The following is a 12,012-nucleotide window of genomic DNA, read 5'->3' as shown; positions in this document are numbered from 1 at the left end:
CGTCCGGTTGATCGGCGCCGGACGGGCTGGTTTAGATGTCCGCCGTCTCCCAGTACACCATCGATTCGCGTACATTCCGCGCCCGTACAGGTAGGTGCCTATCGGCCGCTGGAAGTCCGTCCAGAACGCAAATACCTCGGCATCCGAGATCGAACAGTCAAGCTTGCCGCGCTTGTCCTTAATGTAACCGTCCAAAATTGCGAATCTATCTGTCCGTTCGATTCCAGACTGCGCCCCCGAATATGTTAAAATAAACGAGACTCTCGCTCGGAAAAAAATGAATTTCATGCACGAAAGGGGAAGGCTGACGTATGCCCGGTCGGAACGATCCCTGCCCTTGCGGCAGCGGCAAAAAAATATAAAAAATGCTGTACGCCCAAATATGACAAGCCAGTGCCGGCCGCCGCGCCCAGTATGGCAAGCTTGGCAAAAGCATTGACGAAAACGCTCGATCCAAAAAAACCGACCGCAGCCGGATGCTGCAAAGCGCATGTCGGACGAAGACATCTTAAAACGGTTGAAACGAATGGGTATTCCTGTAGATCGGGAGATTTTCCTACGAGATCTTCAGACGTTTATGCATTCAGATCGGGTGGCACAGCTGTGGCTGGAGCAAAGCGGCTCGCCTTCGGTTCGCGAAGAGGCGATGTTCCCGACGCTCGCGGCCAAAGAGCTCAGCAGGCGCTGGGCGCCGGATGTGCTTAGCTTCGACAAGCTGGAAGACATGGTCGAACGTCTAAGCGATTACGGCTCGCCGCAACAGGATGAAGAACGTCTGGCACTTCTGCGCACCGTCTGGGATCGATTGAAGACGCATTTTATCCTCCCGCTGGGCATTCGTGCCTGGGACAATCTCTATGCGCGATTCCCGACGTTTATCGACTTTGCATGGGTGTTAGACGAATATTCGCTGACGCTACGCAATGCGTCAGTCGCGCTGGAGGTCGAGCAACGGAAGGCGCTGCTGGAGGAAAGAATCGCGCTCTGCCGCGAGCAGCAGGAGCTATTTACCGACATCGAGCCCGACCAACTGCTGAACTTGCGTATCGAAATCGGCGAATCGTACGGGCTGATGGGGGATTTCGCCCAATCAGATCTGACGTTTGAAAACATTACGGCCGACCTCCCGGACGCCGTATGGGCGTATATTCAGTGGGGAGATCTGTACAGGAAAAGCGACCGCGCCAAAGCAGCATCGATCTACAGCCTTGGGCTGGAACGGTGTCAAGGAAATCCGGACAATCTGTTCGACCTCAAAGAGCTGGAGAATCGAATGGCCGGGCTGGCCCAGCTATAAGAGCGCGCATCGTTGCGTTCTCTAAGGCCATTTGGAGATCGATCGACTCAACCCGGCATTCGCTCACGGTTCCTTCTTTCCGTTTATTTTCTCAAAATACGGGGCTAGTCTGGAGGCTAGCTCCTTAAACTGTCGCCGTTCTTCTTGGGTCAGCTTCTCCTCATGTCTAACCTTCTCGTCGGATTCGCTCGCGCGGTGAAAAAGGTTCAGCAAGAGATTAAACTTTTTAACACGCGCTTTAGCCGAAAAAGCCGCCTGTGGCCTTTGAGTGCGCAATGGCGCGCAGCGAACGGACTGAGGAACCCTTATTTTTGTTCCTGACGCGCTTTGCGGACCGCTCGCGGACCCAGGAGCCTTTATTGCGGAATTGGAGACCTTTTTTTAGCCTGGATCTGGGGAATAACGGCTCTCCAGTCCGAAACGATCGCAATTGCACCGTTTTGCACGAAATAGCGTCATCTGAGTCCGGTATCTTTCCTGTAACGACTAAATAGTCACCTCAAACTCGTTTACATATACCGCGTTCCCGGTAACCTCTATCTCATGGCCGCCCTCGGATACCGATACGCTCACCCTGCCATCCCGGCCGATCTCCTGTCCTTGTTCGATTACAAGCTTCAATGGGGCGGACGCGTTGTTTATGTACCTGGCATAATAAGCTCCCATGACGCCGGAGGCCGTACCCGTCACCGGATCTTCGATCGTACCGGAAAAAGGCGATGAAAAGTGACGCGCATGCATATGCGCACCGGGATCGTAAGTCTCCAGACAAAACGGGTGGATCGAGGATCTCGGCATCTCTACCAGCACCTCCGGAAATTGCTTATTATGCGGACGCATGCGTTTGAAAGCATCCAGGCCTTTAATGGGAACCAGCAATGTCCACGTGCCTGTGCTGCCGTACAGCGTTGGCAGTCGTGTTTCGATATCGTCCTCTTCAATGCCCATCGAATGAGCCAGGTTTCTAATGGAGCCATTGAACGCTTGAAACTGGGGAACAGCTTGTCTCATCGTGATAAAAAAGCTCGCTGTCCGAAGTAAACCGAATCGGCAATACGCCGGCCTTCGTTTCGATTGTAAGCTCCGATTTGTCGCCCAGCAGGCCTTTTGTTTTTAGTGCATACAAAGTGGCCATCGTCGCGTGCCCGCAAAGATTTATTTCATGTCCGGGCGTAAAAAAAGCGGATTCTAAGATCCGCCCGATCCGAAGTCATCGGGAATGCCGTTTCATTAAACCCGACGCGCTCCGCAATCTCCCGCATTTGCTCCTCCGAGAGATTTTCGCCGTTAAAGACGACGCCTGCCGGATTTCCCTTATTCGGAATATTGCTGAATGCGTCATAGTGATAGACTTTTACAGGTTGCACATGACCACCGTCTCTCTTTGCGTCTTCATTAAGCGATAGTCTTCCGGATCAGTTACGCATCGTTCCCTTTTTTTATTTGGCGCTTCACAAGCCTCACCGACTGCGAACAAACGTTGATCCCCCGGGACAGGGAGATCCGAACGCCAAAGGCCATCTCTCTTCTCCTGCTTCAGGGGTATATTTTTTCGCCTTTTTCAAGCATCGCGACAAACTGTTGAATTTTTTTCGCCCGGGTTTCCGGCTTCTTGACATTATGGATTCTGAAAAGAATTGCAAATTTATTTTGGTTATTTAACGTATCATAGAACGCCTTCGCTTGGACATTACGCTCAAGTTCAATTGCGAAATCCTCAGGCATTGAAGCGATGCTTTGCGATTCGTAGGCCTTATCCCACTCTCCATTGTTTTTGGCAGCTTCAATCGCTTTGAACCCCGAAGGCTTCATTCTTCCATTCGTAATAAGAATCTCCGCTTTGTCTTTATTTACTTTCGACCAGATGCTTTTCGCCTTACGCGGCGTAAATCGCTGTATCCACAGTTTTTCATCAAACTTTTCCTTCTGGCTGTCAACCCAGCCGTAGCACAATGCGCTTTCAAGTGCCTCATCGTAGGATACGGTCATCACACCGGAATTTTTTTTCGATATTTGCAGCCGGATTCCCGGCGAAGTGTCATGATTGTTCTCAAGCCAATTCTCGAGAGATCGCTGCTCGCCAAATAACATAACCGGTAATTCCTTCGACTTATCGATCACTTGAATCGCCTCCTGCTTGTAGTGTACTTCAATATAGTTGACAGATACAGTCAGTGAAACAAGCTTTCGCAATAGAACTTGCACGAGCTAAATGAACAAATCATTTGAGCTTTTCAGCAAAGTATTTTGCACCTGTTTCCAGCTATACTAAAAGGATAAGCGGGGAATCGCTTGTTAAGAAACATCGGGAATGGCATAACCGAAAGGGTGAACATGAAGTGGAAAATAGAGCAGTCGCAGGCATAAGTAAAGCGGGGACGTCCATGGCGATTCGATCAAGCAAAATGGTCAAGGCACCGCATGAACTGGTAAAGTCTCCGCATAAAAAAAGGGAGCTTGAAGCTGGATGGAATGTCCGTCATCGAATTTTGTTTTTACACGCAAGGCATAAAAGGAGCCTTTTTTCTTCAGGATCATCTGCTGCTCATCGTCAAATCGGGCGTCTATACCGTTCGCTTCGGCGATCAGACCTATACGATGCGAAGCAACGAAATGATGCTTATTCATAAATCCATTGGCGTCGAATACGAGAAAACGGGCGAACCCGATTCCGATTACATCCTCGACTATATGATGTTTTTCCTGAACGAGAAGATCGTAGATGAATTCCTCACTTTTGCCGGTCTTAAACCCATTTATCTCGTGAATGATGTCGTTCCGATCACCGTCTTCCCGATCAATGACCGCATTGGAAGCTATATCGAGTCGTTAAAACCGTATTTCAACAATCCGGATGAAGTCAAAGAAGGTCTGGTCCGCGTAAAGCTGATGGAATTGCTGTTTCACATTGCAGATTCGAATGATCGTTTTTTGTATCAAATGGTGCAACCCCTAAGCAAGGACAGAGGCAGCATCGCAAAGGTCATGGAGGAGAACTTCTTGAATCCCGTTTCCCTGAACGACCTGGCCTATTTGTCCGGCAGAAGCGTAGCGACGTTCAAAAGGGATTTTCAAGCCGTATACAACACCACGCCGCTCAAATGGGTTCGCAATCGGAGGCTGGATAAAGCCAAGGAACTGCTCGCGAATACGGCGTTTACTGTGACGGATATCTGTTTTTCGACCGGATTCGAAAATATCGCCCACTTTTCCAAAGTATTCAAGGAAAGATTCGGACTCCCGCCGTCGGCGTTTAGAAACAAAATGAGCTAAATAAACAAAAAGGATGAGCTTGTAGGCAAAGAACTTCATTCGTCTCCTTGATATCCTGAACTCATGCGGTAAACGCCGCAGGTATTCAATATAGAAGGGCGTTGAAACAAATGAAAAAGGTGAAATTGCAAAATGAATGGATTCCTTCGATCGCGCTTGGTACCTGGTCATGGGGGACCGGTCAAGGCGGCGGGGATGCTATTTTCGGGAATGATCTTTCCGCGGCACAATTAAAACCGGTTTTTGATGCGGCGATGCAGGCCGGGCTCTACTTATGGGATACTGCGCCTGTGTACGGAATGGGAGCCTCCGAAAGTATTCTGGGCGAGCTTTCAAAAGGCCGCGACGATGTGCTGCTCTCAACGAAATTTAATCCACGAATTGGCGGGCCTGTTGAAGACAGCTTGAACAGCAGCCTGGAGCGGCTCGGCGCAGACCATATGGATATCTACTGGATCCACAATCCGCTGGATGTAAAGAGATGGACGCCAGCGCTGATCCCGCTCATGAAAAGCGGAAAAGTAAAATATGCAGGCGTCTCCAACCACAATCTGGAGGAAATCAAACTCGCGCAAAGTATTCTGGCAGAAGAAGGGCTTCGAATCTCTGCCGTACAGAATCATTACAGCTTGCTGTACCGTTCGTCCGAAGAAGCCGGAATTATTGATTACTGCAACGAAAACAACATCGTGTTTTTCTCCTACATGGTGTTGGAGCAAGGCGCATTAACCGACAAATACAATGTTAAAAATCCTCTCCCAGGCGGCACCAGGAGAGGTGAGGCGTTTAATGAAGACGTGCTTGCGAGGCTGGAAGACTTGATCCATGTGATGAAGGAAATCGGCGACAAGCATCATGCGACTTCTGCGCAAGTTGCAATCGCTTGGGCCATTGCGAAAGGAACCGTTCCGATCATCGGCGTTACGAGAACCGTCCAAATTGCCGATGCTGCAAAAGCCGCCGAAATCGTGCTGACCGCACAGGAAATCCATGATCTTGAGGCAGCGGCCAAAGATACAGGAATCGTAATCAAAGGGGAATGGGAAAAGCCGATGCATTAAATCTGTTGAGCAATCCTGCCCGTTAGTCGAGCAGCCTGCCGATCACGTCGGCAGGCTGTTCTTAGTTAGGAAGGATTCACCTGCAATACAGCGGGATCTTCACCGACGCACCTGTCCTTCTGCTTCTTTATTGCCCACGGTCATCCATACCTGCACGGCGATCATCGCCATAACGATAAGGAGCATCGCGAAAATCGAAGATTTGAAACTCCCGCTCTGATCATAGATCCAGCCCATCAAAAGCGGACCGCAAGCCCCCATCACATAACCGCCCATCTGCGACATGGCCGACCAGGTCCCGGCTTCCTCCGCTGTCTTGGTCTCGCTAATCGGGAGCATCAGCGCCAGAGGGAACAATCCGCCGGCCCCAATCCCTGAGAAAAAGGACGGCCGGAAGCATCGGTAACTGCAGCAGCAGCATGCCCACGCCTATAAACTCCGACAAGCTGCATAAGACAAGCAGCAATTTGGGTTTTCCGGAACGTTTAACGACATGCGGAACAATCCATGCAATCGGAATCTGGATCATGGTGAAAATAGTAAGAAACATCGCGGAACTTGCCGGGCTGTATCCGAAGCTGCGGGCGATCGGCGAAATCCATGCTGTAATCGAGTAAAACATGCTGGCCATTAAACCGAAAAAAACGGTCAACTGAATCGCCTTTTTGTTCGCGATCGGGAGTCTCTGACGCGTGGTTGCGTTCGATGGATGAGGCTTGCGTCGAACCAAGGCAAGCCAAGCCATAAGCGCGAGCAAACCTGGAATAGCCCAGCTGGACAAGGCGAACAGCAAGTTATGTCCGCTGTGCGTGTATATCGGAATCGTGAAGCCCGAAGCCAAAGCGGCGCCTACCGTCATCGATATCGAATAAACGCTGACGATGTCAGGTCTCTCCGGGAAATACTTTTTAATAAAACTGGACAGCATCGGTCCGGCCAAGCTGATGCCGATTCCTCCTGCCAAAGCAGTAACGAGCAGCATCAGGACAGAACTGTCGCTTCCCCCGCAGTACCGTAGCTAAAGTAATGAGAAGGAGCGAGAAAAAGACGGTACGTTCCAGTCCGATTCGATGGCTTATCACCGTCGCGACCGGAGAAAATATCCCCATGCACAAAACGGGCAATGTGGTAAGAAGACTCGCCGTCAAAGCGTTCATCCCCAGCTGGGATTGGATCGTACCGAGCAAAACGGCCGCCGATGTAATGATGGGCCGCAAATTCAGGGCAGCCATACATAAAGCGAATAAATACAACCATTTTTTCATCGCTGCTCATCCCCCCCTGCTGCTAAGTAAGGATGAGTATAGACTTCCGACAATCATTGATCAATACAATAAATCATATTATTATGATAGTAAAAAACTATCGAAAAGAAGGTGAAAACGTGGATACTCGAAATATAACGTATTTCATGGCTGTATTTGAGCATCTTCATTTTACAAAAGCCGCCGAGGCGCTCGGCATTTCTCAGCCTACGTTAAGCCAGCAGATTCGCCTGCTTGAAGCAGATTTCGGTATCCCGCTCTTCGATCGCATCGGCAAAAAAGTGATCGTGACAGAGGCAGGCAAGCTGCTGCATCAATACGGTATCAAAATGCTGCAAGCCGAAACGGATGCGAAAAATGCGATTAAAGAACTTATATCCGAGAAACGTGGCACCGTGCGGCTGGCGGTATTGCCATCGGATCTGGATTTCCGGTTAGTTCCGCTCTTCGTCGAATTCAAGACCCAATATCCCGACACCCAGCTTCAAGTTTTCTCGACGATCTTTGTAAGGGATGAAGTACTTAATCATAAAGTCGATTTAGGCATTGGACTTCGTAGTCCAGTCGATAAAAGACTGGTTCAAGTCCCTCTCGGAAGCGAGCCCTACTACTTGTTTGTCCATATGGCAAGTGAGCTGGCCAAGCGGGATGAGATCGCTCTGGAGGAGCTCAATCAGCATTCGCTTGTGATGTACCCGAAGGGCTATTTGGGTCGGGATTTGGTGGATGAAGCATGCAGAAAACAAGGCTTTGAATTGCCGACTGTCATGGAGGTGGACTCGGCCTCGTCATTGCTGCAATTAGTTTCCGCCGGCGTTGGCGTCACTATACAACCGAGAGACTTGCTTCAACAACATTCGGATTGGCCAGATATCGTATCCATCCCCATCTCCGAGCCTGCGCCCATTCGCCACCTGGAACTGACGTACTATGCAGACCGATTTATCAGCAAGGCCCAGCAGAAATTATCGGAAAGGCTCATCGAATTTTTTCAATCCAAAATGCGCTAATTGATTTTTTATTTTTACCCGGGTATAATTCAAATGAGCAGAAAGGAGAAACAACATGAATGATGCCCTCACGCACTTAACCTGCACGGCATTTTCGGGCGAGGGGATCGTCGCCAGCGGTTCGTTGCAGCACGTCGTCACGACAGTGAAGGCTGCTCTGAGCGATAGAGAATGCACACAGCTGCTTATATTCGACGATTCCACGGGGGAAGCCGATCGATGTCGATTTTCGTGGAAAGATAGATGATGTGCTTCAACGATTAAAGGAACAATTTAGCGGCGCATCCGATACGGAATTGAATCCCCAGACGACACGGCGGGTCGGCCGCCCCAAGCTGGGTGTTGTATCCGGCGAAGTTACGTTATTGCCTCGGCAATGGGAATGGCTCAAGAGCCAACCTGGCGGAGCGTCGGTAACGTTACGAAAACTGATTGATGAAGCTCGCCGTGCAGGAGAACAGCGGAGTACCATCCGGGAGTCACAAGAAGCAACCTATAACTTTATGACGGCGATGGCCGGGGACTTCCTTCATTACGAAGAAGCTTTGCGCGCATTGTATGCCGGTGATGGGGATCGTTTTAATCGCTTTATCGAAGATTGGGCGCCTGATATCCGAGACCATATCAAGAAATTATCCGCCCATGCCTTCCCAGGGAGGAGAACATAACCATGAACATTGTGAAAGTGAACGGCGTTGAGCTGGCCTATGACCATTTCGGTCAAGAAACTGACGAGGCTATCCTCCTGATCGCCGGGCTTGGAACCCAGATGATCCGCTGGACGGTTCCGTTTTGCGAAGGATTGGCGGCGCGGGGGTTCCGGGTGATCCGCTTTGACAATCGCGACGTAGGCTGCTCAACGCATTTTAGCCATTACCCGACGATGGATTTTGCCGCATTGGCGACAGCGCTCATGTCGGGACAGCGACCGGATATCCCCTACACGCTCGATGACATGGCAAACGACGCGATCGGGCTGCTCGACGCCCTTTCCATCGACCGGGCACATATCGTTGGCAGGTCAATGGGGGGCATGATCGCCCAGCTTGCAGCAAGCGATTACCCTGAACGGGTTCTATCGCTCACCTCCATCATGTCGAGCTCCGGCAATCCCGCCCTTCCGCAAGCTGCTCCCGATGTCATGGCGATGATGACGACGCCGGCGCCGAACCCCTTTGAAGATGAAGCAGGCTTTTTGGAACACAGCCTCACTTTTGCCAAACGCATCGCCGGCACGGGTTATCCGTTCGAAGAGGACGCTTATCGGGCCCTTGTTCTGGAGGAAGTCCAGCGCGCCTACGATCCAGGCAGTGTCGGACGACAAATCGCTGCGATCGCGGTCTCCGGCGATCGTCGTCCACGGCTGGCGACCATCAAAGCACCGGCTCTTGTCATTCATGGTGCGGACGATCCGTTATTCGTCCCGGCGTGCGGCGAGGACACCGCTTCTGCCATTCCAGGCGCCGAGTTCATGCTCGTTGACGGCATGGGACACGACATTCCGCATCAACTGTACCCGGTCATTTCCGATGCCATTGAGCGAACGGCGCGTCCGCAGTCTTGATCTAGCGGTTCTTCCTGATTCATTCATAAACAAGAACCCAATATCTCGCGCCAGGCGCTCCTTCCTCTACGACGGCTTTCCAGCCCCGCTTTTTTATAGAAACGGAGCGCTTTATGATTCTCGGAGACGCATTTTAAGGTGACTGGCGTTCCAAGCTCGGCCACAGCGCGTTTGAGCAGCAGATCGCCGACACCTTTGCCGGAAGCAGTCGGGTGGACAAACAAATTGTGAATAAAGCGGTCAGGCACATACAAGGAGGCGAATCCGAGAACTTGGGCGTTCTCCTCCGCCAGAACAATTTGCTCTTCCGATGTATCCCGGTCAAAATCATCAAGCGCCATCTCATCAGCATCGGCCCAATGGAAGCTTTCACGTCGGGCGTCCAGATAAATTTGCCTCAGTTGCGGATAGTCTGTCATACTTGCTTCCCTGATGATCATCATTATCTCCTCTTGCGCTGCCACGCTCGGGCATCCAAATGCCTTAGGAATTCAAGTACACGCTGCAATACCAGCGCTTACGAAATATCAAGTCGTCTTTAGGTTTAAAAGACAAAAGTCTTCCCAATGATCCCTCGTGTTCTTTGATTGTGCATTTGCAGGTATGATAAACTTTTCCGTCGGCAAATAAAAATATTTCTTTTGATCATGTTTCTGCAAGCCCGAGATCTTCTTTAAGTCTTTTTTGTAAAGTTCGATAAAAAGATTGGATCTGTTTATCCGGTTGCTTGGATATCATACGCATTTGAATGAGTTCTCGACTTTTATCGGTTTCTCTGCCGCCTTTAACTTCGATCGAATAGGAATCCGGTTCATCATAAAAATATCCGAATTCTTTGATTTGCGTTGTGGCTTGTACGGGATAGCAGGAAAAGAAAAATGAGTTATACGCCGTATTTGTGAAATAGTCCGCGAATAATTCCATTTCTTTACTTTCGAAAGTTGAATATTGACGGTCGCCTTCGGCATTAACAAATATTTCGGCGTACAGTTTAACGCCATGGCTCATCATTGCATGCTGGCTCTGCATAAGAAAATCGATAACAGGCATTGAAATATTGAAGTAGGTAGCGATGTGAACTTCCCCCCTTTTTCGCTAAATCGAAATATCATTCCTAGTTCGTACAGCCTCCCTTTAACCAAGCTTACTCGTCCGACCCGGTCTCAAGCTGAATGGGCTTATAACGCTTCACTGCCTTCAGCGTTCATAATTTCCCTTACCAAATAAGTTATGGCTTCTTCTGTATTTGTTCAACCACTTTTGTTAACCGACTTAGCTCTTCCCTAAGCAACTGCGTTTGTTCTTCATTTTCACGAACGAATTTCAAAAACGTATAACCAATAATCGTTAACACAAAACCAAAAATAGGATATATCACTCTTTTTGCAATTATGGACATAAAAACACTGTCTGGTGTGTCGGATGAAAATGACTTGGGCATGTATTGTTTAGTAATGTTGTAATACAGTGTAACCACCCCCTGCCCTTGTGTCTGATCGAACGCTCGTTCTCCGTCAGCGCAACTATAGCCCATAGCTGCAACGACATAATGTGCTTAATCCGACAGTGCCCGCATGATGTTGGATTTCGCCTCTGCCGCAATCTCTTCATTCCTGTCATCGACCGCTTGCATCAAGATCAGTACGGGGATGTATACCGCGATCAGCCGCGCCAGCAACTTCGTTTCCTCGTCCGCTCCTCCGTAAGTTTCGAAAAACACGCCGCGCGCGTATGGTGGTAAAAAGCTATAAGCAACGCTCAAATCGCAAGCCGGATGGCCTATGCTCAGATCGCCCCAATCAATAATGCCGGAAACGATCCCTTTCTCATTCACAAGCATATTTTTGAAATGAAGATCGCCATGTAGCAGTGCATTCACCGCCTCGACACGGTCCGTTTGCAGCCTGCTAATATACGCTTCGATCACACCGTACTCCTCCGGCGACAAGTGTTCAACCAACTTCGATAGAAAGCCCTCCAATTTCACTTTGCGCGATGCGATGTCCGTCAGGCTTCGATGATCTTGCTGAACTCCGCACTTCAGCGCCGCCTGCACCGGAAACTCATGCAATCTCCGCAAAAATTTCGCCAGCGTCTCTGCCGATAAAGCCCGGCGTTCTTCCGCCAACCCGATGGGAAAATCTCCCGGCACATAGTCATAGCCAAGAAATGGTGCCGGGTATTCGTCACTTGCTTCGCCATAAAACAACGGTTTGGGATAGGGGATGGTCATATATGCATCCAGCATCGGCAGCAGCTTCCCCTTCCATACGAATCGAGCCAACTGAAATCGTTCTTCTAGGAAACCGGAACACGTACTCGTCACCGATGAGAAAAACCGTATTGTCCCAGCCCCAGTCCAATCGCCTCACTTCTTTCAATGACAGCTGAGGGAATTGTCTGCCGATCAGCATCCGCGCCTGCTCTTCGTTAACCTCCCACTCCGCATCCCATACATTCGTTCCTCCCATGAAATATCTGCCTCCTCGTTCCTTACTTTTTTTAGACGCTTACATTCCCTGGAAGTTACGCCTAACTGTCC

General features: G+C 49.9%; 11 protein-coding genes and 4 pseudogenes. 7 read left to right on the top strand and 8 right to left on the bottom strand.

The window, feature by feature from the left end:
* The first annotated feature begins 311 nt into the window (after positions 1-311).
* Both OMP40_RS42775 and OMP40_RS35420 read left to right on the top strand, forming a co-directional pair.
* Entirely contained in the window at positions 312-362 is a 51-nt protein-coding gene (locus OMP40_RS42775) for an SEC-C metal-binding domain-containing protein (protein WP_420872131.1), read from the top strand.
* Positions 363-490: 128 nt separating this feature from the next.
* Positions 491-1,297: a hypothetical protein gene (locus OMP40_RS35420; RefSeq protein ID WP_277538551.1), complete on the top strand. Its 807-nt coding sequence runs from the start codon at positions 491-493 to the stop codon at positions 1,295-1,297.
* A gap of 486 nt (positions 1,298-1,783) precedes the next feature.
* Here the strand turns inward: OMP40_RS35420 and OMP40_RS35415 are convergent.
* Positions 1,784-2,664: pseudogene (locus tag OMP40_RS35415) on the bottom strand (PhzF family phenazine biosynthesis isomerase).
* A gap of 169 nt (positions 2,665-2,833) precedes the next feature.
* Complete coding sequence (locus tag OMP40_RS35410) at positions 2,834-3,418, bottom strand: YdeI/OmpD-associated family protein (RefSeq protein WP_277538549.1); 585 nt, start codon at positions 3,416-3,418, stop codon at positions 2,834-2,836.
* A gap of 336 nt (positions 3,419-3,754) precedes the next feature.
* Here OMP40_RS35410 and OMP40_RS35405 point away from each other — a divergent pair, with 336 nt between their 5' ends.
* Both OMP40_RS35405 and OMP40_RS35400 read left to right on the top strand, forming a co-directional pair.
* Entirely contained in the window at positions 3,755-4,570 is an 816-nt protein-coding gene (locus tag OMP40_RS35405) for a helix-turn-helix domain-containing protein (RefSeq protein WP_277538547.1), read from the top strand.
* 110 nt (positions 4,571-4,680) lie between these two features.
* Positions 4,681-5,631, top strand: a complete 951-nt coding sequence (locus OMP40_RS35400; protein ID WP_277538544.1) for an aldo/keto reductase — start codon at positions 4,681-4,683, stop codon at positions 5,629-5,631.
* 99 nt (positions 5,632-5,730) lie between these two features.
* On the opposite strand, the gene OMP40_RS40875 is transcribed toward OMP40_RS35400, so the two are convergent.
* The 3 genes from OMP40_RS40875 to OMP40_RS40865 are packed head-to-tail and all read right to left on the bottom strand — an operon-like array spanning position 5,731 to position 6,906.
* Positions 5,731-5,916, bottom strand: a complete 186-nt coding sequence (locus OMP40_RS40875; RefSeq protein WP_338131364.1) for a hypothetical protein — start codon at positions 5,914-5,916, stop codon at positions 5,731-5,733.
* Between the two features lie 40 nt (positions 5,917-5,956).
* A complete protein-coding gene (locus OMP40_RS40870) occupies positions 5,957-6,613 on the bottom strand; it encodes an MFS transporter (RefSeq protein WP_338131363.1) in 657 nt (218 codons plus the stop codon).
* Positions 6,613-6,906, bottom strand: coding sequence for a hypothetical protein (locus tag OMP40_RS40865; RefSeq protein WP_338131362.1), 294 nt, complete (start codon positions 6,904-6,906; stop codon positions 6,613-6,615). The genes OMP40_RS40870 and OMP40_RS40865 overlap by 1 nt, the downstream gene beginning before the upstream one ends.
* A 109-nt stretch (positions 6,907-7,015) precedes the next feature.
* Between OMP40_RS40865 and OMP40_RS35390 the strand changes: the two genes are divergently transcribed.
* The 3 genes and pseudogenes from OMP40_RS35390 to OMP40_RS35380 all read left to right on the top strand — a co-directional run bounded on the left by OMP40_RS35390 (position 7,016) and on the right by OMP40_RS35380 (position 9,470).
* The gene (locus tag OMP40_RS35390) at positions 7,016-7,906 is read left to right on the top strand and encodes a LysR family transcriptional regulator (protein WP_277538542.1); all 891 of its coding nucleotides are present in this window, start codon (positions 7,016-7,018) and stop codon (positions 7,904-7,906) included.
* A gap of 55 nt (positions 7,907-7,961) precedes the next feature.
* Positions 7,962-8,574, top strand: a pseudogene (locus tag OMP40_RS35385) (DUF2239 family protein).
* Positions 8,575-8,576: 2 nt separating this feature from the next.
* A complete protein-coding gene (locus OMP40_RS35380) occupies positions 8,577-9,470 on the top strand; it encodes an alpha/beta fold hydrolase (RefSeq protein ID WP_277538540.1) in 894 nt (297 codons plus the stop codon).
* A gap of 19 nt (positions 9,471-9,489) precedes the next feature.
* Here the strand turns inward: OMP40_RS35380 and OMP40_RS35375 are convergent.
* From OMP40_RS35375 to OMP40_RS35365, 3 genes and pseudogenes are all read right to left on the bottom strand, one after another.
* Positions 9,490-9,910: pseudogene (locus OMP40_RS35375) on the bottom strand (GNAT family N-acetyltransferase).
* Positions 9,911-10,115: 205 nt separating this feature from the next.
* A complete protein-coding gene (locus OMP40_RS35370; RefSeq protein WP_277538538.1) occupies positions 10,116-10,481 on the bottom strand; it encodes a hypothetical protein in 366 nt (121 codons plus the stop codon).
* 544 nt (positions 10,482-11,025) lie between these two features.
* Positions 11,026-11,941: pseudogene (locus tag OMP40_RS35365) on the bottom strand (phosphotransferase).
* Positions 11,942-12,012 lie beyond the last annotated feature (71 nt).

Source organism: Cohnella rhizosphaerae, assembly GCF_029525575.1.
In the GTDB taxonomy this organism is placed as follows: domain Bacteria; phylum Bacillota; class Bacilli; order Paenibacillales; family Paenibacillaceae; genus Cohnella; species Cohnella rhizosphaerae.
The sequence above is the reverse complement of the archived record's forward strand: the minus strand, read 5'-3'. Positions and strand labels throughout refer to the sequence as shown.

Bases quoted from the DNA above. Each gene is read 5' to 3' on its own strand.
- OMP40_RS35420 (WP_277538551.1), top strand. From the start codon at position 491: ATGTCGGACGAAGACATCTTAAAACGGTTGAAACGAATGGGTATTCCT.
- OMP40_RS35400 (WP_277538544.1), top strand. From the start codon at position 4,681: ATGAAAAAGGTGAAATTGCAAAATGAATGGATTCCTTCGATCGCGCTT.
- OMP40_RS40875 (WP_338131364.1), bottom strand. From the start codon at position 5,916: ATGTCGCAGATGGGCGGTTATGTGATGGGGGCTTGCGGTCCGCTTTTG.
- OMP40_RS40870 (WP_338131363.1), bottom strand. From the start codon at position 6,613: ATGCTGCTCGTTACTGCTTTGGCAGGAGGAATCGGCATCAGCTTGGCC.
- OMP40_RS40865 (WP_338131362.1), bottom strand. From the start codon at position 6,906: ATGAGCAGCGATGAAAAAATGGTTGTATTTATTCGCTTTATGTATGGC.
- OMP40_RS35380 (WP_277538540.1), top strand. From the start codon at position 8,577: ATGAACATTGTGAAAGTGAACGGCGTTGAGCTGGCCTATGACCATTTC.
- OMP40_RS35370 (WP_277538538.1), bottom strand. From the start codon at position 10,481: ATGATGAGCCATGGCGTTAAACTGTACGCCGAAATATTTGTTAATGCC.